Source organism: Bacillus sp. FSL R5-0576 (assembly GCF_038004765.1).
GTDB classification, from domain to species: Bacteria; Bacillota; Bacilli; order Bacillales; family Bacillaceae; genus Bacillus; species Bacillus subtilis.
The window spans coordinates 1389448-1411613 of the sequence record NZ_JBBORU010000001.1 but is presented as its reverse complement, the minus strand read 5'-3'; the positions used below and the strand labels follow the sequence as shown (position 1 = coordinate 1411613).

General features: G+C 41.6%; 24 protein-coding genes. 8 read left to right on the top strand and 16 right to left on the bottom strand.

Annotated features, from left to right (window positions below; translation table 11 throughout):
• The first annotated feature begins 341 nt into the window (after positions 1-341).
• Positions 342-1256, top strand: a complete 915-nt coding sequence (locus NX903_RS07340) for a class I SAM-dependent methyltransferase (protein ID WP_086343804.1) — start codon at positions 342-344, stop codon at positions 1254-1256.
• A 77-nt stretch (positions 1257-1333) separates the two neighbouring features.
• On the opposite strand, the gene NX903_RS07335 is transcribed toward NX903_RS07340, so the two are convergent.
• The 3 genes from NX903_RS07335 to NX903_RS07325 form a co-directional block, all read right to left on the bottom strand.
• Complete coding sequence (locus tag NX903_RS07335) at positions 1334-1762, bottom strand: GNAT family N-acetyltransferase (protein ID WP_086344594.1); 429 nt, start codon at positions 1760-1762, stop codon at positions 1334-1336.
• 25 nt (positions 1763-1787) lie between these two features.
• The gene (gene suhB / locus NX903_RS07330; RefSeq protein ID WP_086343803.1) at positions 1788-2585 is read right to left on the bottom strand and encodes an inositol-1-monophosphatase; all 798 of its coding nucleotides are present in this window, start codon (positions 2583-2585) and stop codon (positions 1788-1790) included.
• Positions 2586-2724: 139 nt separating this feature from the next.
• Positions 2725-2913, bottom strand: coding sequence for a hypothetical protein (locus tag NX903_RS07325; protein ID WP_009967148.1), 189 nt, complete (start codon positions 2911-2913; stop codon positions 2725-2727).
• Positions 2914-3152: 239 nt separating this feature from the next.
• Between NX903_RS07325 and NX903_RS07320 the strand changes: the two genes are divergently transcribed.
• A complete protein-coding gene (locus NX903_RS07320) occupies positions 3153-3791 on the top strand; it encodes a YktB family protein (RefSeq protein WP_015252167.1) in 639 nt (212 codons plus the stop codon).
• Positions 3792-3822: 31 nt separating this feature from the next.
• Here the strand turns inward: NX903_RS07320 and NX903_RS07315 are convergent, their stop codons facing one another.
• Positions 3823-4089, bottom strand: a complete 267-nt coding sequence (locus tag NX903_RS07315; RefSeq protein WP_086343802.1) for a UPF0223 family protein — start codon at positions 4087-4089, stop codon at positions 3823-3825.
• A 184-nt stretch (positions 4090-4273) separates the two neighbouring features.
• Here NX903_RS07315 and speA point away from each other — a divergent pair, with 184 nt between their 5' ends.
• Positions 4274-5746 carry an arginine decarboxylase gene (gene speA / locus NX903_RS07310; RefSeq protein ID WP_014479695.1) on the top strand — a complete coding sequence of 491 codons (1473 nt, stop codon included), beginning with the start codon at positions 4274-4276 and terminating at the stop codon, positions 5744-5746.
• Positions 5747-5784: 38 nt separating this feature from the next.
• Here the strand turns inward: speA and NX903_RS07305 are convergent, their stop codons facing one another.
• Complete coding sequence (locus NX903_RS07305) at positions 5785-5904, bottom strand: GapA-binding peptide SR1P (protein ID WP_003232305.1); 120 nt, start codon at positions 5902-5904, stop codon at positions 5785-5787.
• Positions 5905-6322: 418 nt separating this feature from the next.
• On the opposite strand from NX903_RS07305, the gene slp reads away from it, so the two are divergent.
• Positions 6323-6697 (top strand): peptidoglycan-associated lipoprotein Slp, encoded by a 375-nt coding sequence (gene slp / locus NX903_RS07300; protein WP_003245672.1) that lies wholly within the window; start codon positions 6323-6325, stop codon positions 6695-6697.
• A gap of 44 nt (positions 6698-6741) precedes the next feature.
• Here slp and lpdA read toward each other — a convergent pair whose 3' ends face one another.
• The 5 genes from lpdA to NX903_RS07275 form a co-directional block, all read right to left on the bottom strand.
• On the bottom strand, positions 6742-8154 hold the full coding sequence (gene lpdA / locus NX903_RS07295; protein ID WP_003232309.1) for a dihydrolipoyl dehydrogenase: 1413 nt from the start codon (positions 8152-8154) through the stop codon (positions 6742-6744).
• Between the two features lie 4 nt (positions 8155-8158).
• Complete coding sequence (gene pdhC / locus NX903_RS07290) at positions 8159-9487, bottom strand: pyruvate dehydrogenase complex dihydrolipoyllysine-residue acetyltransferase (RefSeq protein WP_003232311.1); 1329 nt, start codon at positions 9485-9487, stop codon at positions 8159-8161.
• 113 nt (positions 9488-9600) lie between these two features.
• Positions 9601-10578, bottom strand: a complete 978-nt coding sequence (pdhB, locus tag NX903_RS07285; protein ID WP_014113660.1) for a pyruvate dehydrogenase complex E1 component subunit beta — start codon at positions 10576-10578, stop codon at positions 9601-9603.
• Positions 10579-10581: 3 nt separating this feature from the next.
• Positions 10582-11697 carry a pyruvate dehydrogenase (acetyl-transferring) E1 component subunit alpha gene (gene pdhA, locus NX903_RS07280; RefSeq protein ID WP_003222294.1) on the bottom strand — a complete coding sequence of 372 codons (1116 nt, stop codon included), beginning with the start codon at positions 11695-11697 and terminating at the stop codon, positions 10582-10584.
• A 421-nt stretch (positions 11698-12118) separates the two neighbouring features.
• On the bottom strand, positions 12119-12790 hold the full coding sequence (locus NX903_RS07275) for a YkyA family protein (RefSeq protein WP_086343800.1): 672 nt from the start codon (positions 12788-12790) through the stop codon (positions 12119-12121).
• A 213-nt stretch (positions 12791-13003) separates the two neighbouring features.
• On the opposite strand from NX903_RS07275, the gene NX903_RS07270 reads away from it, so the two are divergent.
• Positions 13004-13162, top strand: a complete 159-nt coding sequence (locus NX903_RS07270) for a YjcZ family sporulation protein (RefSeq protein ID WP_003232317.1) — start codon at positions 13004-13006, stop codon at positions 13160-13162.
• 109 nt (positions 13163-13271) lie between these two features.
• Positions 13272-13826 (top strand): peptide deformylase, encoded by a 555-nt coding sequence (gene def, locus NX903_RS07265; RefSeq protein WP_003245474.1) that lies wholly within the window; start codon positions 13272-13274, stop codon positions 13824-13826.
• Positions 13827-13861: 35 nt separating this feature from the next.
• On the opposite strand, the gene NX903_RS07260 is transcribed toward def, so the two are convergent.
• Complete coding sequence (locus NX903_RS07260) at positions 13862-14635, bottom strand: Cof-type HAD-IIB family hydrolase (protein ID WP_015252170.1); 774 nt, start codon at positions 14633-14635, stop codon at positions 13862-13864.
• A 385-nt stretch (positions 14636-15020) separates the two neighbouring features.
• Between NX903_RS07260 and rnpZA the strand changes: the two genes are divergently transcribed.
• A complete protein-coding gene (gene rnpZA / locus NX903_RS07255; protein WP_003222303.1) occupies positions 15021-15230 on the top strand; it encodes an RNA polymerase subunit omega 1 in 210 nt (69 codons plus the stop codon).
• A 5-nt stretch (positions 15231-15235) separates the two neighbouring features.
• Complete coding sequence (rnjA, locus tag NX903_RS07250) at positions 15236-16903, top strand: ribonuclease J1 (protein WP_003245660.1); 1668 nt, start codon at positions 15236-15238, stop codon at positions 16901-16903.
• Between the two features lie 34 nt (positions 16904-16937).
• Here the strand turns inward: rnjA and ade are convergent, their stop codons facing one another.
• The 5 genes from ade to abhA all read right to left on the bottom strand — a co-directional run bounded on the left by ade (position 16938) and on the right by abhA (position 22157).
• The gene (gene ade / locus NX903_RS07245) at positions 16938-18671 is read right to left on the bottom strand and encodes an adenine deaminase (protein ID WP_086343799.1); all 1734 of its coding nucleotides are present in this window, start codon (positions 18669-18671) and stop codon (positions 16938-16940) included.
• A gap of 154 nt (positions 18672-18825) precedes the next feature.
• Positions 18826-19491 carry a Ktr system potassium transporter KtrC gene (ktrC, locus tag NX903_RS07240; protein ID WP_003222311.1) on the bottom strand — a complete coding sequence of 222 codons (666 nt, stop codon included), beginning with the start codon at positions 19489-19491 and terminating at the stop codon, positions 18826-18828.
• Positions 19492-19553: 62 nt separating this feature from the next.
• Positions 19554-20387: a gamma-glutamylcyclotransferase gene (locus NX903_RS07235; protein ID WP_003245146.1), complete on the bottom strand. Its 834-nt coding sequence runs from the start codon at positions 20385-20387 to the stop codon at positions 19554-19556.
• Positions 20388-20402: 15 nt separating this feature from the next.
• Positions 20403-21689 (bottom strand): two-component sensor histidine kinase KinC, encoded by a 1287-nt coding sequence (gene kinC / locus NX903_RS07230; protein WP_003232333.1) that lies wholly within the window; start codon positions 21687-21689, stop codon positions 20403-20405.
• Between the two features lie 189 nt (positions 21690-21878).
• Positions 21879-22157: a transcriptional regulator AbhA gene (abhA, locus tag NX903_RS07225; protein WP_003244728.1), complete on the bottom strand. Its 279-nt coding sequence runs from the start codon at positions 22155-22157 to the stop codon at positions 21879-21881.
• Between the last annotated feature and the right edge of the window lie 9 nt (positions 22158-22166).

Sequence of the window (22166 nt, the reverse complement as noted above, 5' to 3'; positions counted from 1 at the left end):
AAAGCCTGAGATCCCTCAGGCTTTTTTTGTTACATATCTTGATTTCTCTCTCAGCAGAAACGACGAAAAGATGCTGCCATGAGACAGAAACCGCTCCTGATTTGCAAAAGAGGGATGCAGCCACAAGTGCGCATTTTATAAAAGCTAATGATTCAGTCCACATAATTGATAGACGAATTCTGCTACAGGTCACGTGGCTATGTGAAGGATCGCGCGTCCAGTTAAGAGCAAAAACATTGACAAAAAAATTTATTTATGCTAAAATTTACTATTAATATATTTGTATGTATAATAAGATTCTCCTGGCCAGGGGAATCTTATTTTTTGTGGAGGATCATTTCATGAGGAAAAATGAGCCCAGCTTAACGTCTCTAATTTCAGCTTTTGCCCGTGCATATCACAGCCGATATGACACACCTCTTATTTTTGATGATTTTATCGCAAAAGATCTCATTAACGAAAAAGAGTTTATCGACATCAGTAAAAATATGATTCAAGGAATATCGTTTTTCAACAAAGAGATCGCCGAACGTCTTCAAAATGATCCTGAAAAAATATTAAAATGGGTTGCACAAATCCAGCTGTCTCCCACGCCCCTAGCACGTGCTTCTTATTGTGAAAAAGTCTTGCACAACGAATTAATCCTGGGGGCAAAACAGTATGTCATTCTTGGAGCGGGTCTGGATACTTTCTGCTTTCGGCATCCAGAATTAGAAAACAGCTTACAGGTTTTCGAGGTTGATCATCCGGCTACACAGCAATTCAAAAAAAATAAGCTGAAGGATGCAAATCTGACAATTCCGGGTCATCTTCATTTTGTTCCTATGGATTTCACCAAAACGTTTTCGTATGATCCTCTCTTAGAAGAAGGATTTAAAAACACAAAAACATTCTTCAGCCTTCTCGGAGTGTCTTATTATGTAACACGGGAAGAAAATGCAAGCTTGATCAGTAATTTATTTTCTCATGTCCCGCCTGGAAGCTCTATTGTTTTTGATTATGCGGACGAAACACTTTTTACAGCAAAAGGGACGTCAAATCGAGTTGAACATATGGTGAAGATGGCTGCCGCAAGCGGGGAACCGATGAAATCATGTTTCACTTATCAAGAGATTGAACATCTGTTAGAGTCATCTGGTTTACTGATCTATGAACATCTATCACCAGACGACATTAATGACCTTTTCTTTAGTAATCGAAAAGACAATTTGTCAGCGTTTGAAACGATTCATTATATTCATGCGGTAAAAAAATAATTTTCAAATTATCAGAAGCCTCTCAATGTTTGAGAGGCTTTTTATTGAACCCGCATGCAGCAAATAAGCTGCCATTATCATATGGCAGCTTCTGCTAAAGGCTTCACCAGGATCATAAATGATTTGCCTTTCTCATCTTTTTCCGTTTTCAGCTGTTCAAAGCCGCATTGGCTTAAAAACAGTATCCATTCCCTGCGCTCAATGGGAACTCCCGCAAACATCGCTTTATGTTTCGCTCTAAGCAATTTGCTGATCTGTTCAATGATCATCTTCGCATGCCCCTTTTTTTCTTCAACCGGGTCAATCAGGACCGTTCCGAGCCACGGCTTACCGTTTGAAGGAGACCACTCGAGATGGTAGCTGACGGCAACAGGCATACCGTCTTTTTCCCATACAAGCCATGAACCGTTGTACATGGAGTAGGAAATGATATAGTCTTCTGCATCTTTATCTCCAAACTCCTCCTCTTTCCATACAGGATGAGCCTCCGCGAGCTTTTCTAACAAGCTGAGATCATCCTGCTCAAATGGCCTACTTCCGAGCATGAAGATACTCTTCAAATATCGTTTTATGTATAGATGGGTTTCCGGCTAGCACACTGTGGTTTTCTAAAAAGGTAAACGGCTCTCCTTCAATGGTCGTATAGGTGCCTCCTACTTCATTTAACAGCACACAGCCGGCTGCGTAGTCCCATGGCGCAAGCCGCATCGTGATGTAAGCATCTATTCTTCCTGCCGCGACATTTGCCAGCTCTAAAGCGGCAGAACCGTAGGAGCGTGTGCCTCTGACTCTTTTCACAAGTGGCGCTAACACACTTTGATCAATTCTTCTGTTTTCCGTTACCCATGTTGCATTAATGGCAAGTATCGCTTCTTCAATGACGGTTTCTTTTAATGGAGCCAGCTTCGTTTCATTCATATAAGCTCCTCTGCCGCTAAATGCGTGATACAACTCATCGTGCACCACATCATAAATTAAACCGATTTTCCCTTCACCGTTTTCAAAAATCCCAATGGAAATCGCAAAATTTCTTTGCTGGTGCACAAAATTCATCGTCCCATCAATCGGATCAATAATCCATACGACTCCCTCAAGTGAGTGGATTTTGTCTCCTTGCCCCTCTTCACCGAGTATCCGATGTCCCGGAAATGTTTCTTGAATTCGATCAATGAAAAACTTTTCGGTTTCTTTGTCAATATTGGTGACTAAATCATTCGGATTTGATTTCGTTTCAATTGTCAGGCTTTCATGCATGGATTGTTTAATTCTCGCGCCTGCTTCTCTTATCCATTTCTTTGCAATCTCATCAATTTCCGTCCAATTTGTCATTCGTTCGTACCTCTCTTCTATGTAGACCTTTTATTTTATAGGATACTGATAACGGCAATGAAAAAGCAAGGAAAATGAAAAATATCCCTTCTCACGTAAAAACGAACCATTCATGCGGTTCGTTTTCACTATCGCTTTTTTACCCGTTAAGACGAATCCATTCTTTTCTAAGTCGCTCAAGTTTGTTTTTGCTTTGTTCAATCTGCTCTTCATTTTCTTTCTGCATTGCTTCATATAGGGTTGCCAATTCATAATCAACCTCTAGTCTCCAGACAGCAACACGATTGTTTTTCTCTTCCTTAAATCCCTCTTTTACAACTTGCCTCATTGTCTTTCGCCCCTTCCAGAGATCATTTGTTTGTAAAAAAGCATCCCATTTTGCCATTCAACAATGATTACTTCTTATATCGTATGATTGTTCTATTTACGCGCAACATGATTCTGAAAATTGTGTGTTTACCTACTCGTTTATTACCACATTTCCCCTTACTTCAAACGCGCTCAATCTTTTTGAAGCTCGTATGAACTGTGATAAAATATGTATACTTAGCATGAAGGAGGAAAATCATGACACAAATGCGTTTCACTGAAGAAGACTTTAACACATTTACAATAGAAGGCTTAGACGCGCGCATGGAAGTATTAAAAGAGACGGTCCGTCCGAAGCTTACAGCTCTAGGCGAACATTTTGCCCCAACTTTATCAGCTTTAACCGGAGATGAAATGTTTCCGCATGTGGCGAAGCACGCAAGAAGATCCGTCAATCCCCCGGCTGACAGCTGGGTGGCGTTCGCAAACAGCAAAAGAGGCTATAAAAAACTGCCGCATTTCCAAATTGGTTTATGGGAAAGCCACGTCTTTGTATGGTTCGCGATTATTTATGAATCCCCTATCAAAGAAGAATACGGCAAATTGCTTGAAGTGAACCAAGAAACCATTACGAAAAATATCCCTGACAGCTTCGTTTGGTCTGCAGATCACACAAAACCGGGAGTACATAAACAGTCTGAAATGGACAAGGAACAGCTGAAGACACTGTTTGAGCGTTTGCAGACTGTAAAGAAAGCCGAGCTGTTATGCGGCATCCAGCTCCAAAAAGAAGAAGTGCTGAATATGAATAACCAGGAATTCCTTCAGCGTATCGACGATGCCTTTAAGCAGCTTGCTTTTCTGTACCGTCTTACCCAAAAAGTATCACAAGCATAAAAAAGAGCCGGGACATCCCCGGCTCTTTTTCCTACATCTTAATCTTCGCCTGATCAGATTCTTTCGCCTGTTTGACCGTGCGATAAGGAGAATATGTACTTTGTTCCTCAAACTCGCCACATAGCTTTTTTTCCTCGGCCTTCCCCGGTACAATTTCCTTGAAACGGCGGTAAGCTTTAAGCAGTTGTTCACGATCCGCCCCTTTTTCATATGCAAGCTCAACCTGCTGGAAAAATGCAATCACATCCACTGCTTCTTCGGTTGTCCAATCTTCATTCATCGGATATTGATACTCCATTTTCTTCACTCCTTGTAGATTTACTTCCCTTAAGAGAAAGCATCTTCATTTGATCATAAATTGTTCTTTACATTCTTTCAAGTTCATAATATAATTCATTTGTTTTACGTCTAAAAAACGGTTGAGAAACTGATTTTAATACACACTATTATGCATAGGTATGATTACAAAGGTGGGAAAACAATTGTCGCAACATGAAACACCCTTATACACAGGACTGAAAAAGCATGCAAGCAGACAGCCTGTTCAATTCCACATTCCCGGCCATAAAAAAGGGGCAGGAATGGACCCAGAATTCAGACAATTTATCGGTGAAAACGCGTTAAGCATAGATTTGATTAATATTGAACCATTAGACGATCTGCACGCGCCAAAAGGCATTATTAAACAAGCACAAGATCTGGCTGCTGAAGCATTTGGCGCGGATCACACATTTTTTTCTGTTCAAGGAACAAGCGGCGCCATTATGACAATGGTAATGGCTGTTTGCGGACCTGGCGATAAAATTATTATTCCAAGAAATGTTCATAAATCAATTATGACAGCTATTGTATTTTCCGGAGCGGTTCCAATTTTTATTCATCCTGAAATTGACAATGAGTTGGGCATCTCCCACGGCATTACACTTGAATCTGCTAAACGGGCGCTTACCGAACATCCGGATGCAAAAGGGCTTCTCGTCATCAACCCGACATATTTCGGTGTTGCAGCCGACTTAAAAAGCATCGTAGAACTCGCTCATTCGTTTGATGTGCCAGTGCTTGTGGATGAAGCACACGGCGTTCACATTCATTTTCACGACGAATTGCCGCTATCGGCTATGCAGGCAGGAGCGGACATAGCAGCGACAAGTGTCCACAAACTGGGCGGATCACTGACACAAAGCTCTATTTTAAACATGAGAGAAGGCCTTGTATCTAAAGACAGAGTGCAATCCATCCTGAGCATGCTGACAACTACGTCAACTTCTTACTTGCTTCTCGCTTCTTTGGATGTTGCCAGAAAACGCCTTGCAACAGAAGGCCACCAGCTTGCTGAGGAAACACTCAAGCTTGCCAATCAGACGAGAGATCGCCTCAATCAGATTGAAGGCATTTATTGTGTCGGTTCTGAGATTCTTGGGTCGAAAGCAGCTTACAGCTATGATCCGACAAAATTGATTATCTCTGTGAAAAGTCTTGGCCTGACAGGACATGACGTGGAAAAATGGCTTCGTGAATCCTTTAATATTGAGGTTGAGCTTTCTGATCTGTACAATATTTTGTGTATTTTCACTCCTGGTGACAGCCAAAATGATGCAGACCGGCTTGTAGAGGCTTTAACTGAGATCGCACAGCAAATGTCAGAACAAGATGTAACACATCAGCAAACTGAGGTTCTGCTTCCAGAAATACCTTTATTGGCAATGACTCCGCGTGATGCTTTTTATGCAAATACGGAAGTCATCCCATTAAAAGAAGCATCCGGACGGATTATCGCTGAATTTGTCATGGTATATCCGCCTGGTATTCCAATCTTCATTCCAGGAGAAATTATTACAGAAGAAAACATCAGCTACATTTTTAAAAACCTTGACGCAGGCCTCCCTGTTCAAGGACCTGAGGACTCGACTTTACATATGATCCGAGTCATCAAAGAACAAAAAGCAATTCAATAAAAAATAAAAAGCATGCGGCTTAAAGCCGCATGCTTTTTTTACTCTTCATCAACAGGACATTGACATTGTCCGCAGCATGTTCCGTATAATGTTGTCACTTTCTCATCTTCAAAGTAATGAATGGCTTCGTTGCAATCTTGGCAAACAATCGTACCCATCTCTTATTCCCCATTTCTTTGAAATTTGAAAACGCTTAATTTCTTTTGTTGTTATTATATTAATATGTCACATTTAAAATGTCAACAACAAACTGTATAACACATTTTATTTTATCTCATCATATTCACCTTGTTTTTCCATTTTCCATCATACAATATCTTCTTCATACAGAAGCTTTACTCGATATATATGCCACAGCACATAATGTAATTTCACGTTTTCTTGAACTTTCATCCAAGAATGCAGCAAAAAATTCAATATACCCCAGGTTGCTATTTTAAACGATTGATATAATATGTAATCTCACTTTAAAAACGGTTTCAATTATATAACAATTAGGTAACAAGAAGCAGATCAAGCCGCCTCTCGTGATAAACTAAAGCTAGTTAACTACTGTTTATACAGAGGAGAAGATAGATGCGATATCGCGCGGTATTCCCCATGCTGATAATAGTATTTGCTTTATCGGGCTGTACGCTTTCCACCATCAATCCGATGAAAAAAAGCCGGATTGACAACATTCATCATACACAAATCCTGTTTTTTTCTGATGAGAACCAAATAGACCAGGAAGCGCCTTATTACGATGCACTGCTTGATTTAGAAAAAGATTATCCCGAGCAAATAGATAAAATGAAGGTCTATGATAAAAAAGAAGGCTGGGAAGATGAGATTGAAACTGTCCCTACCCTTATGGTTGTTGATCAGCGCCATGTCGTGGTTAAAATCGAGGGATGTGTGAAAAAGAAAGAAGACATCATTAAACCATTACAGCATGTGCTGTCAAAATAAAAAAACAGCCCCGCTTTGAGCGAGGGCTGTTTTTGATATGAAAATTATTTTACGATGTGAATCGGACTTCCGATTGCAACTTCAGCAGCTTCCATTGTGATTTCGCCCAATGTTGGGTGAGCGTGAATTGTCATCGCGATATCTTCAGCAGTCATGCCGCCTTCAATCGCTAAGCTTAATTCAGAAATCATATCAGAAGCACTTGCTCCGGCGATTTGTGCACCGATCACAAGACCGTCCTCTTTACGAGTGATCAGCTTCATGAAGCCGTCTGTTTCGTTAAGAGAAAGCGCGCGGCCGTTTGCTGCAAATGGGAATTTAGCAGCAACAATGTCAAGACCTTCTTCTTTCGCCTGTGCTTCAGTGTAACCAACTGATGCAAGTTCAGGCTCAGAGAAAACAACCGCAGGAATACCAAGGTAATCGATTTCTGCAGGCTCTCCAGCGATAGCTTCTGCAGCGATTTTACCTTCATAAGATGCTTTATGAGCAAGCGGCGGTCCTTCGATGATATCACCGATTGCATAAATGTTAGGTACGTTTGTGCGGCACTGTTTGTCAGTTTTCACGATACCGCGGTCCGTCATTTCGATACCGACTTGCTCAAGACCAAGCTCATCAGTGTTTGGACGGCGTCCTACTGTAATCAATACGTAATCAGCATCAACAGTTTTTTCTTCGCCTTTTACTTCGAAAGTAACTGTTACGCCGTCTGGTCTTTCTTCAACGCCTTTAGCCATCGCGTTTGTATGGATTTCAACGTTGCCTTTTTTCTTCAGTCTGCGTGTAACAAGAGAACTCATTTGTTTTTCGAAGCCAGGAAGAATTTCATCTCCGCCTTCAAGAATAACAAGTTCAGTACCGAAGTTAGCATACGCAGTTCCAAGTTCAGTTCCGATGTATCCGCCGCCGATAACAACGAGCTTTTTAGGAATTTCTTTAAGAGCCAAAGCGCCAGTTGAATTCAGGACACGCTCACTATATTTGAAGTTTGGCAATTCGATAGGACGAGATCCAGTAGCGATGATTGCGTTTTTGAACGTGTATGTTTGAGCAGAGTTCTCATCCATCACACGAACTGAATTGCTGTCTACAAAGTAAGCTTCACCTTTTACAACATCTACTTTGTTGCCTTTAAGAAGACCTGCTACACCGCCAGTAAGCTTGTTGACAACAGAAGCTTTCCATTCTTGAACTTTTGTGAAATCAACTGTTACATTCTCAGCAGTGATTCCCATGTCATCAGAATGTTTTGCATTCTCATAACGGTGACCTGCATTGATCAGCGCTTTTGAAGGGATACATCCAACGTTCAGACAAACGCCTCCAAGAGTTGCTTTTTCAACGACTGTTACTTTTTGTCCAAGCTGTGCAGCGCGGATGGCAGCTACATAGCCGCCAGGTCCCGCACCAATTACAAGAGTATCTGTTTCAATAGGGAAATCTCCTACTACCATAACATTACGCCTCCATTAAAATTAATTGTGGATCGTTCAGTAAACGCTTGATGTGATTTAATGCATTTTGCGCAGTTGCTCCGTCGATCATACGGTGGTCGAAGCTGAGAGAAAGAGCTAAGACTGGAGCTGCTACGATTTCGCCATCACGAACAATCGCTTTTTCTGCAATGCGTCCGATACCAAGAATCGCAACTTCTGGATGGTTGATAACCGGAGTGAACCATTGTCCGCCGGCAGAACCGATGTTTGTAATTGTGCAAGATGCGCCTTTCATTTCAGCTGGAGCAAGCTTGCCTTCACGAGCTTTTGTTGCAAGGCCATTGATTTCATCAGAAATTTCAAAGACAGATTTACGATCTGCATTTTTCACAACCGGTACAAGCAAGCCTTTTTCAGTGTCAGCAGCGATACCGATGTTGAAGTAATGTTTTTGGATGACTTCATCTGTTTTATCGTCAATTGACGTGTTTAAAACAGGGAATTTTTTCAGTGCAGATGTAAGAGCTTTTACAACGTAAGGCAAGTAAGTCAGCTTGATTCCTTGATCAGCAGCAACCTGTTTGAACTGTTTACGATGTGCAACAAGGTTTGTTACGTCCACTTCGTCCATTAACGTTACGTGAGGAGCAGTGTGTTTAGAGTTAACCATCGCTTTTGCAATTGCTTTACGGATACCGCTCATTTTTTCGCGTGTTTCTGGGAATTCGCCCTCTGGAGCTGGTGCAGCAGCCGGTTTAGCAGCTGTTTCTTGTGGTGCAGCTGTTTCTTGCGGTGCAGCTTCTTGCGCTCCTCCGTTTACAAAGCTGTCGATATCTTCTTTTACAACACGTCCGTTGTTGCCTGAACCAGTAACCTTACGGATGTCTACGCCTTTTTCACGAGCATATTTACGTACGGAAGGCATAGCGATCACGCGTTTGTTCGGGTCAACTTCAGCTTGATCCTGCTGTCCTGCGCCAGTAGCTTTTGCAGGCTCTTGAGCTTGCTCTTCTTTCGCAACGTCTTGTCCAGCTTCTGCAGTTGACTGAACTTGTGCTTCAGTTTTCGCATCGTCAGACTCGTCGCTGCCTTTAAATTGAAGATCTTCGTAACCAGGTGCATCAAACGTAATAATCGTTTGTCCAACAGTTGCAACCGTTCCCTCTTCAACTTTTAATTCTAATACTTTTCCTTTAACAGGTGAAGGAATTTCTACTACTGCTTTATCATTTTGGACTTCAGCCAGTACATCATCTTCGTCTACCTCGTCGTTAGGCTTGACAAACCATTTTACGATTTCGCCTTCGTGGATACCTTCCCCGATATCTGGAAGTTTAAATTCAAATGCCACAGTTCTCGACCTCCTAGTTTGATTAAGCAATTTTAAAGTTTACATCGTAAGCATTGAAAACAGATATATAATAGAGGGAAAAGTTCATCTTCCCTCTCGATTATGCAGTTTGATTAAAATTCAAGCACTTTTCTTGCTGTTTCAAGAACGTCTTTATGGTTTGGAAGCCATACGCTCTCCGCTTGAGAGAAAGGAAATACTGTATCTGGCGCTGCAACGCGAAGTACAGGTGCTTCCAAGCTCAGGATCGCACGGTCATTAATTTCTGCAACTACGTTTGCAGCAATACCGGCTTGTTTTTGTGCCTCTTGAACGACAATCGCGCGTCCTGTTTTTTCTACAGAAGCGATAATTGTATCGATATCAAGTGGGCTTACTGTACGAAGGTCGACAACTTCAGCAGAAATGCCGTCTTTTTCAAGCTCCTCAGCAGCTTTTAATGATTCATGAACCATTGCGCCGTAAGTGATGATTGAAAGATCAGTACCTTCACGTTTCACGTCAGCTTTTCCAAGCTCAATTGTGTATTCTTCTTCAGGAACTTCCTGACGGAAAGAACGGTAAAGCTTCATATGCTCTAAGAAGACAACAGGATCATTGTCTCTGATCGCAGAAATTAAAAGTCCTTTGGCATCGTAAGGAGTTGATGGAATAACAACTTTGATACCAGGCTGTTGTGCAACAAGACCTTCCAAGCTGTCAGCGTGAAGTTCAGGAGTATGAACACCGCCGCCGAATGGAGAACGAATTGTTACAGGTGAAGTCCAGCGTCCGCCAGAACGGTAGCGCATACGAGCCATTTGGCCAGAAACTGAATCCATTACTTCATAAACAAATCCGAAGAATTGGATTTCCATTACCGGACGGAAGCCGTTTAAGCCTAAACCAAGGGCAAGACCGCCGATACCAGATTCAGCAAGTGGCGTGTCAAACACACGGTCTTCACCGAATTCTTTTTGCAATCCTTCTGTCGCACGGAATACGCCGCCGTTTACACCAACGTCTTCTCCGAAAACTAAGACATTTTCGTCATTTTTCAGTTCTGTGCGTAACGCATCCGTGATTGCTTGAATCATTGTCATTTGCGCCATGGCTTACTTCGACTCCTTCTGTGTATAAATTTCAAATTGCTCCTCAAGGTTGTGAGGCATTTTTTCGTACATGATTTTCATTAAATCAGTTACTTTTTGCTTCGGTTCAGCATCAGCTTTTTTGATCGCTTGCTTAATTTCTTCTTTCGCATCCTCAATTACTTTTGCTTCTTCTTCTTCAGACCATAAGCCTTTGTTTTCAAGGAACGCACGGAAACGTACAAGCGGATCTTTTTGTTCCCACTCATTTTCGATTTCTTTTGTACGATATTTAGTAGGATCGTCACCAGCCATTGTGTGCGGGCCATAACGGAATGTAAGTGTTTCAATTAGTGTTGGACCTTCGCCGTTGATTGCGCGCTCGCGTGCTTCAGCAGTTGCTGCGTATACAGCAAGCGGATCCATTCCGTCTACTTGTACGCCGACAATACCGGCAGCTACAGCTTTTTGTGCAATTGTTTCAGCTGCAGATTGTTTTTCAACAGGAGTTGAAATCGCGTAACGGTTGTTTTGCACCACGAAGATTGCAGGTGCTTTATAAGCTCCAGCAAAGTTAATTCCTTCGTAGAAGTCCCCTTGAGAAGCTCCGCCATCACCAGTGTAAGTGATTGCGACAGCTTTCTTACCGCGTTTTTTAAGACCTAGCGCAACACCGGCAGTTTGAATGTATTGAGCACCGATAATGATTTGTGGAGAAAGGGCATTCACATCATCAGGCATTTGGTTTCCTCTGAAATGTCCGCGAGAGAAAAGAAACGCTTGATATAATGGAAGGCCGTGCCAAATTAACTGAGGCACATCACGGTATCCAGGAAGAACAAAGTCTTCTTTTTCAAGCGCGAAATGCGTTGCAATCTGAGAAGCTTCTTGACCCGCAGTAGGAGCGTAAAATCCGAGACGTCCTTGACGGTTTAATGAGATAGAGCGTTGGTCAAGCACACGCGTAAATACCATGCGGCGCATTAGCTCTTTTAATTGATCATCAGTTAAATCAGGCATCGCCGCTTCATTCACGACTTCTCCCTTTTCATTTAAAATTTGGAACGTTTCGAACTGCTTTTTAATGGCATCAAATTGCTTCTTACTGTCAACGATAGCTTTTTTCGTTTTTGCAGCCATACTAAGTCACCTCTTCCTTTCTTTTAAACAGTCATTAGACGTGCATTCCTTTTATACATACAAACTTAGGGTACCCTAAAGTATCAGCAGTAAGTCGTATTATATTTTAGCCGATCCCCAGTTTGCCAAAACCTTTTAGTAGGATAGTTACACTCTGCTTTGAACTGTATTATTTCGAAGTTGTAAAAAACTAATACAACACCGCTTAACATGGATTAGTTTACACCAAATAAAGAAGAACCGTCAATCGTTTTCATCGCTGATTTTCAATAAATGTATTCGCTTTACATTTTCAGCAAAAAAACAGATGCCAACCGCACCCAAAACTGTACTAGTATACCTTACTATGCTGTACTACAATAGAAATGAAAATTTTGAACGAAATCTGTATCGCATATATTCAAAAAAAGAGCTGATCGAGTCAGCTCTTTTTCACACGATAGCCTGCAGCATCATATAAATCTTCCCGGGCTTTATTATATTTTTCGGTTTGTTCATTAAATTCTCCGCTATATTTAAGGATCTTTTCATAAGAAGCATTGACTTTATCGATCTGCTGATCCAGATCATCTCTTGTCAAGTCTTTGTCTTTCAGCTGCATATACAGTTTTTTATTAAGCTCAAGCGCTTTTTTATACTCTTTATACATGGTGCCATATGATGTATATCTTTTCTCCATATGGTTTGCTGCGGCATCGGCCTTTTCTTTTATGTCTTTTTCCTTAATATGTTCCGCTGACGTTTTTGCTTCCTCAAATTCTGTTTCCGATTTTTTCATGCTGTCATTTTCACGCTTTAGGTGTTCTTCGCGCTTGCTGACATTTTCAAGCGCCTTATTAGATAAAGCAACAATTTTTTTATAATCATCCATATTGAGCTTCATAACACTATCGTAAAGCTGATTTTCTTTGGCCTCTAATTCTTTGAGTGTGTTTTGTTCTTCTTGAAACGGCTTTTCCGATTCCGCGGCTTTTTCTAATGAATGATGAAGTGAATCAACCGGGTCCTGTCCCATGCATCCTGTTAATATCAGTGCCATGGCACAAAAAGCTCCGATCTTCATTCCAGGCCGCCGTTTTATTGCGTCTTTCACGTTAAATCCCCCAATCTTGACAATTTCTACTATAGAATCCATGGGGACATTTGGCAATAGCCGTGCTGTATAAATGCAATACTGAAATTAAATCAAAAAAGTGAAAAATCAGGACAGATGACCATACAACTTTTTTGTTTTTACATAGGTTATATTAGACGCTATGCCTACTTATAAAGGCTCTGGCGTAATTAAAAGAGGAGGTTATGTAATATGTATGGATATGGTTACGGCGGAGGCTGCTGCAGTTATGGTGGTTACGGATATGGTGGCTGCGGATATGGCTACGGCCGCACCTTTGCGCTAATCGTTGTTTTATTCATTCTGTTAATCATTGTCGGAGCTGCTTATTTAGGCGGAGGCTGTTGCTAACCACACAGCATGAAATTGACCAGCCATATACGGCTGGTCATTCGTTTCGTTGCACCTTTGTGAAGAAATCCGATATAATTTACATATTAAGCTTTAGGAGTGAAGTTTCTTGATTACTATGGAAAACATCGTACGTGACGGCCATCCAGCCCTCAGAGAGACTGCCGAACCTGTTGAGCTGCCTCCAACTGATGCAGAAAAACAGCAGCTGGCCGACATGATCGAATTTGTTAAAAACAGCCAAAATCCGGAATTAGCCGAAAAATACAAGCTGCGCCCTGGCGTAGGACTCGCAGCTCCTCAAATTAATATCAAAAAACGAATGATCGCCGTTCATGCGGAAGATGCTTCCGGTAAATTATACAGCTATGCTCTGTTTAATCCTAAGATCGTCAGCCATTCAGTTGAAAAAAGCTACTTAACAAGCGGCGAGGGCTGCCTCTCTGTGGATGAAGCGATTCCCGGTTATGTTCCCCGCTATGCTCGCATCAGAGTAAAAGGAACAACACTAGAAGGCGAAAATATTGATATTCGTTTAAAAGGATTTCCGGCTATTGTGTTTCAGCATGAGATCGATCATTTGAACGGCGTTATGTTCTATGATCATATTGACAAGGAAAATCCTTTCAAAGAACCTGAAAATGCAATCGCAATTGAGCGCTAAAAGAGAAAACGGCTGGCACAATGCCAGCCATTTCTTTATTTTAAAAGGCCCAATTCTTTGACAGCGTATGCAATTCCATCCTCGTCCACCGGCTTTGTTACAAAGTCCGCGATTTCTTTCAGTTCGGGAACAGCATTTCCCATAGCAACGCCTGTCCCTACATATTCAATCATTTGCAGATCATTTAATCCGTCGCCGAAAGCATATGTATCGCCGATATCAAACGGAAGACGCTCAATCACTTTTTTGATTCCTTCTGCCTTCGAACCTCCGTGCGGCAGAACATCAGTCGATAGCTCATGCCAGCGAACTAGATCAAACTCAGGAAAAGCGGCATAAGCTTTTTCTTCTTCATCCTGACAAAATAAAAGAAGCTGAAAAATTTCTTTTCCTTCATAAAAAAGGTCATCGGTCTCTGGGTAATCGGTTTTAAGGCTGCCGATTCCCTCGAGAACATGAGGGTGATCCGCAACAGTCGCTTTCATCGTGTCCTCAGCCATAAACACAACAGGATGCTTGCCTTCATCCGCCTGCTTTAATAATCGCCTGATTGCATCTTCAGGCAGCGGATTTTTATAAATCACTTGATTTTCAAAGACAACAAACTGTCCATTGTAGGAAATAAATGAGTGGATGCCCAGCTCCTCCAAAATCGGCTTAACCAAAAATGGAGACCGGCCGCTGGCAATAAACACATGATGCCCTTGGCGCTGCAGCTCCGCCACGGTTTTTCTCGTACTTTCCGGTATATTCTTATCATGATCATATATTGTGCCGTCAATATCAAAAAAGATTAATTTAGAATCCATCGCAACTTCCCCTTTATCGTCTTGGTCTGCAATTCCCACCCTCATCATACAAAAAGATTGTCATTCAGCAAACAATTTCGTTCAAAAATCATATTAAATTCCATTAATAACCACGAAAAGTCTTCCTCAATCTCCGTATACTATTTGTATAAAAGAACTCTGGGACAAATTTTTCATTAAAGGAGGGACTGGCTAATGCTGCGTAAATTAAGAAAGAAACTCAGAAGACAATGGAACGGAATGCTCCGTAAGAAAGCAATTGCCTGACAAGGGATCTTTCACTTTTTGAGAGATCCTTATTTTGCTCAAGGCTTTCCTTATATTCCGTTTTCGAATATAATAGAATGAGCGAGTCTAACATACGGCATTTAAGGAGAGATTTGGAATGATTTATAAGGTATTTTATCAAGAGAAGGCTGACGAAGTACCTGTTCGGGAAAAGACAGATTCACTTTATATTGAAGGCGTATCTGAGCGTGACGTCAGAACAAAGCTGAAAGAAAAGAAATTTAATATTGAGTTTATTACACCTGTTGATGGTGCATTCTTAGAATATGAACAACAGAGCGAAAATTTTAAAGTATTGGAGTTATGAGCGGTATGAAATTTGTAAAAAATGATCAGACTGCTGTTTTCGCCCTCGGAGGTTTGGGCGAAATCGGTAAAAATACGTACGCGGTGCAATTCCAGGATGAAATTGTACTGATTGATGCGGGGATCAAGTTTCCCGAGGACGAACTGCTCGGAATTGACTACGTCATCCCTGATTATACGTATTTAGTCAAAAACGAAGATAAAATTAAAGGGCTTTTTATCACCCACGGGCACGAAGACCACATCGGCGGTATTCCATACCTGCTCAGACAAGTGAATATTCCTGTATACGGCGGAAAACTCGCGATCGGCTTACTTCGGAATAAACTTGAAGAGCATGGATTATTGAGACAGACGAAACTGAACATTATCGGCGAGGATGATATTGTAAAGTTCCGCAAAACGGCTGTGTCATTCTTTAGAACAACACACAGTATTCCGGATTCCTACGGCATTGTTGTAAAAACGCCGCCCGGAAACATCGTACATACTGGGGATTTCAAATTCGACTTTACTCCAGTCGGCGAGCCGGCAAACTTAACGAAAATGGCCGAAATCGGTAAAGAAGGCGTTTTGTGCCTTCTTTCAGACAGCACAAACAGTGAAAATCCGGAGTTTACCATGTCTGAGCGCCGTGTAGGAGAAAGCATTCATGACATTTTCCGCAAGGTGGACGGCCGAATTATCTTCGCCACATTTGCGTCGAATATTCACCGCTTGCAGCAGGTAATTGAAGCTGCTGTACAAAATGGAAGAAAAGTTGCCGTATTTGGACGCAGTATGGAATCGGCTATCGAAATTGGACAGACACTCGGTTATATTAACTGTCCTAAAAATACGTTTATTGAGCATAACGAAATCAATCGTATGCCTGCTAATAAAGTAACAATTTTATGTACAGGAAGCCAAGGGGAACCAATGGCGGCGTTATCAAGAATTGCAAACGGCACACACCGCCAAATTTCAATCAATCCTGGGGATACAGTCGTATTTTCTTCATCCCCTATCCCAGGCAACACAATCAGCGTGAGTCGAACAATCAACCAGCTGTATCGTGCGGGTGCTGAGGTTATTCACGGCCCTCTTAACGATATCCATACATCCGGTCACGGCGGACAGGAGGAACAGAAGCTGATGCTTCGTTTAATCAAGCCTAAATTCTTCATGCCGATTCACGGTGAGTACAGAATGCAAAAGATGCATGTCAAACTTGCAACAGATTGTGGCATCCCAGAGGAAAACTGCTTTATCATGGATAATGGTGAAGTATTAGCGCTTAAAGGCGATGAGGCTTCAGTTGCAGGAAAAATCCCGTCCGGTTCAGTGTACATTGACGGAAGCGGTATCGGTGATATTGGCAATATCGTACTTCGTGATCGCAGAATTCTCTCTGAAGAAGGACTTGTCATTGTTGTTGTCAGCATTGACATGGACGACTTCAAGATTTCAGCGGGTCCTGATTTGATTTCCAGAGGATTTGTGTACATGAGAGAATCTGGCGACTTGATCAACGATGCTCAAGAGCTCATTTCAAATCACTTACAAAAAGTAATGGAACGAAAAACGACTCAATGGTCTGAAATCAAAAACGAGATTACAGACACTCTTGCACCTTTCTTGTACGAAAAAACAAAGCGCCGTCCAATGATCCTGCCGATCATTATGGAGGTTTAAAAAAAAGAGGCACTCCCTAAGGGAGTGCCTCTTTTTATTGCAGTGATATGTGTTGAAATGATTTTACATCGAATAATCCCGTAGTCGTCATTTTAATATCAGGAATGACAGGCAAAGCTAAAAACGACAATGTCAAAAATGGATTAAATCCGCCTGTGAAACCGATTAACGGCAATTTATCATGAAGCGTCAGCAAGCTTTGATTCACTTGCTCTGCAGATTGGTCGGATAATAACCCTGCAATCGGCAGCGGTACTGAATGGAGCTCTTCCCCATTTTTTATAATTGTTAATCCTCCGCCAATTTCCTGCAGCTTATTAACTGCCGCCGCGATATCCTCATCATTCGTTCCGACGGCAATAATATTATGGGAGTCGTGTGAAATGGTTGTGGCAATCGCTCCGCTCTTGAATCCAAAACCTTTCACAACACCAAGTCCGGTTTCTTTTAATCCTTTATGCCGCTCGACAACTGCAATCTTTAACAAATCAAGCTCAGTGTCAGGCTCAAATTCGCGGGCAACAGGAGCCGGAACTTGTACTAATCGTGTTTCAAGCTGATTTGGTATGATTTGAATGACATTGATCTGCTGCTCTGAATCGATTGGCATATGAAAATCCTGTTTGTGAAGAGGAGCAGCAAGCTTAACAGAATCAAGCAGTGCCTGATCTGGTGCTGCAGTTGAAGCATGATCCTGATAGACCGCTTTGCTGTCTTCAGCAACAGTCTGCCCTTTTACCATCGTCATTGTGACAGTGACATTTTCCAGATCAGATACAAAAAGCAAATCAGCGTCAAAACCCGGGGCAATCGCTCCCTTTGTATCTAATCCGTAGCATTCGGCTGCATTGAGGCTTCCTAGCTGATAGGCTAAAAACGGATTAAGTCCGGCTTGAATCGCCATTTTCACCTGATGGTTTACACTTCCCTCTGACAATAAATCATCCACATGCTTATCATCCGTACAGAAAAAGAACCGGCGTGCGTTCTTTTCATTCACCGCCGGCAGCACATTGAGCGTGTTTTTGGCGACTGATCCTTCACGCATCATGACATACATGCCCCTTCTGATACGATCAAGGGCTTCTTCCTTCGATGTTACTTCATGGTCGTTTAAGACAAATGCGGTTCTGTAAATGTTAATGAGGTCTGTTGATAAACCAGCTAAATGACCGTCTATCCTTTTTCCTGCCACACGGGCATCAAGCAGTTTCTGAACCATGTCTTCTTCAGCCTGCTGAACCGACACATAATCCATAACTTCAGCCAGCCCTAATACTTCTTCTTCTTCATAAAAAGGCTTGAGATCGGCAGCTTTGAGAATTGCGCCTGATCGCTCAAAACTTGCGGCAGGCACACTGGAAGGAAGCATAAAATGGATATTCAGCGGTGTATGCCGAGCTTGTTCAAGCATAAACTCAATCCCTTTTTCACCAGACACATTCGCGATCTCATGCGGATCTGTAACAACCGTCGTCACGCCATGAGGCAACACTGCTTTAGCGAACTCAATCGGTGTAACCATTGACGACTCAATATGTACATGTCCATCAATAAAACCCGGAACAATCATTTGTCCCTCTGCATCAATGATATTTTCGCCTTCATACTCACCGAGGCCTACAATAACTCCATCTGTAATCGCAATATCTTCATATATCCATTCTTGATTATATACGTCCATGATTTTTCCGTTTTTAATGACGATATCAGCTTTTTGTCTTTTGGCTGAAGCATTCAGCCTATTGACTAGCGCTTCTTTATTCAAATAGGCCCCTCCTTTTTTTATTATATGGTACAATATGCTATCGGAACGCCTGTGCTTAGTCAATGAAATTTTAAGAAATTGACGCTCAGTTCATTAAAGTTGTTATATTCTGATAATATGAAAAACCGCCCTTTGAGGACGGCTTATTTGCCTGCTATTTTGTATGAAGAACTCTTTTTTCGAAACGGGAGATGTCTGTAACTGATCCAATAACAATGAGTATATCTTCTTGGTGGATGACTTCGGTTGCAAGCGGTGATACGATGACTTCCTTGCCCCTTTTTATGGCTACGATGTTAATACCGTATTTTGCGCGAATATCTAAATCGAGAAGCGTATTTCCAGCCAGGCGGCTGTTAGCTACGATTTCAACAAGACTATGCTCTTCAGACAGCTCCAAATAGTCAAGTACATTGTTGGACACGATATTATGCGCAATTCGTTTTGCCATATCGCGTTCCGGGTGGACGATGTGATCCGCACCAATTTTAGACAGCACTTTTTCGTGATAATCGTTCTGCGCTTTAACTGTAATCGTATGGACGCCAAGTTCTTTCAGAATGAGTGTCGTTAAAATACTCGCTTGAATATTTTCCCCGATTGCTACAATAACGTGGTCAAAATTTCGCAGGCCTAAATTTTTCAGGACAGATTCGTCTGTCGAATCACCGATAACTGCGTGAGATGCAATCTTGGCATACTCGTTGACTTTATCTTCATCGATATCCATTGCCATAACCTCGACGCCTTCTTCGCTTAATGCTTTGCAAATACTGCCACCAAAACGGCCCAGCCCAATTACCGCAAATTCTTTTTTCATCGTGGTGCTCCTTTATATGACATGATATTGATCAAATTTTATCATATTCTTTTGTTACAGTGTTATCCTTTTGGCAGCGAATTCATATGCCGCTTGAGCTTTTCAGTAAACTCAGGCGACAAATACAGCTCCGCTCCGCGTTCGATTTCAATCTGATAGTGCTGAGGCGGGGCAATTTCCGCTTCTTTTTGGAGGACGAGAAAGGTTAAACAGTCTTTGTAGTGCCTTCCGCCAGCTTCAACGTCTACAAATGCCGGCCGATACGTAAGAGATTCGACGCCCTCCCTTTTATATAGATAGGAGAGAGCAGAATAAGGGATACGGTATAAAACGCCTTCTGTTGTTCCTCCGTCTTCCAACATGTCCGCTCTTGAACCGTCTTCCCTTTTTAGCGTGAAGCGGGTTGTGTATCCTTTTAAAACAGCTCTTCCTACTGGATCTTGAAAATAGTGATCGACTCCCGCTTTTTGAAAGCGGGCATTATCCATGCATGATCCATAGGCAAAATAATAAATGGGATTTTTCGATTTGCTGATCATCTGATGTTCTTTCCAGTCGCCGCTGCTTATTTTCGTAAAACCGGCACACCCGTCTTTGTTCATAAAATAAATAAGCGCAATTTTAATCCCGACATCCGTTTCTACAAACACCGTTTGTTTATGATATCCTTGAAAAAATTGATCGAGCTTATGTATACACAATTCATCTGCTTCATATACTTCGCCATATATATAGCCTTCATCTTCATCATTGAAAACAACTGTGGGCCCCTCTTTTGCAGCAAACAAACTTCCCTTTGTTCTCGCCTGCTCATTGATACATGCCGATTGTGCCAGCAAATGATGGTTTTTTTCATGCTTTCTTAATGTCCCGTATACAAACAGAAGCGAGTTCACTTTATTTTTCTCCTCTCAGCTGTCTGATTTTAAAGGCAAAACCACTTGAAAGACGCTGCCTTTTCCAGCTTCACTTTCGATTTTCAATTCCCCGTCATGTTCCTTCAGGATTCTCAAACAAATGGGAAGCCCCAGTCCAGTGCCCTTTTCTTTTGTTGAATAAAAAGGTTTGCCAATCTGCTTCAGCTTTTCCTGCGGCATGCCGTTTCCTTCATCCTTTACGCTTATCACTGCATGAGAGGCGGTTTTAGCAGTTGAAATGGTTACGACACCGCCCTTTGGCATTGCCTCAATTCCGTTTTTAATGATGTTGATAAAGACCTGCTTCAGCTGATTTTCGTCTCCATTAATCATACAGCCATCTGTCTCTTTGAAATTTTTCTCTATGACGATATTGGACAGAATGGCATTGGTATCAAGCAATGTCGTGACTTGTTTCAAGATCTCATTAAGCTGGTGTGTTTTAAATGTGATTGCCTGCGGTTTTGCAAGCAGCAGCAACTCGCTGAGCACTAAATCGATTCTTTTAATCTCTGAAAAGATGATGTCAAAATAGTCTTTTCTGTCCGGATATTGTGTTTTCATAATCTGGAGGAAACCGCTGACAGATGTTAAAGGGTTTCTGACCTCATGAGCAATACCTGCGGCAAGTTCACTTGTGATTGATAGTTTCTGGGATTCCCTCGCCAGCCGTTCATTAATCTCAATGAGCTCATCTTCAGCCTCTTTCCGCTCAGTGATATCTGACATTGTACCCAGGCTGCCTGTAAATTGGTCATCCCGGTCATAGTAAAGTTTATAATGAACTTCTCCCCAAAAAATCGTGCCGTTCTTTGTCACGTATTTTGCCGTAAACATGCCAGAAGACGCTTTGTTTTGGATTTGGGTGTTAATGTGGTCGGCTACGTGCTTTTCTTTTATGAAGTAATCGTTATACATTGTTCCCATACATTCACTGATTGAAAAGCCGGTTATAGATGCCCACGCTTGGTTTAAATATGTAATTTCACCTTTTGCATTTGTTTGAAATACGATTTCCTGCAAATTATCCATGATGCGGTTTTTTTCTTCAGAAAGCTGTTTATACTTCCATTCGTTATCCTTCATTTTCTTAACCAGCTGCTGTTTCTCATCAATATAATAAGCCAACATCCAGACACTTACCAGCGTGACTGCAGTATACACAATATCAACAGGCCAATTAATCGGGTTTTTGCCTATAAAATAAAATAAATAATCCCAAAACATTATAAAAATCATTGCCAAAATGATGGAAATGATACGAGCTTGATATTTTCTCATATGACCACCTGCCGCTTGTGTTTCTCTACTTATTGTACCATTCTTCGACAAATAATTGAGTAAAATATGTAAAGTATCCCAAATCATTCATTACCAAATATCTTGATGTCTTATCTTAGGCGGCGGTAATCAAAAATTGATACGCAAAAAAGGCGGAGATGATATCGCTCCGCCTTTTTTAGCATAATTTTATTCTTTTAAAGCGGCTTGAATTTCTTCGAGAAGCAGCTGTGCACCCTCAGGGCTTAGCGTAATTTTACCGTTGCCGTATTCTTTATTTTCTGAAGTGATTTCTCCAGTCATTAAACAAACGCCATGAGGTTTGTACTTTTTCAAGATAATTTTATCTCCGTCAACAAAAAACTCAATGCTGTCTTTTATGGCAATATCCAATGCCCGTCTCAACTCAATCGGCATGACAATGCGGCCTAATTCATCTACTTTTCTCACAACACCTATTGATTTCATAAAAACCCT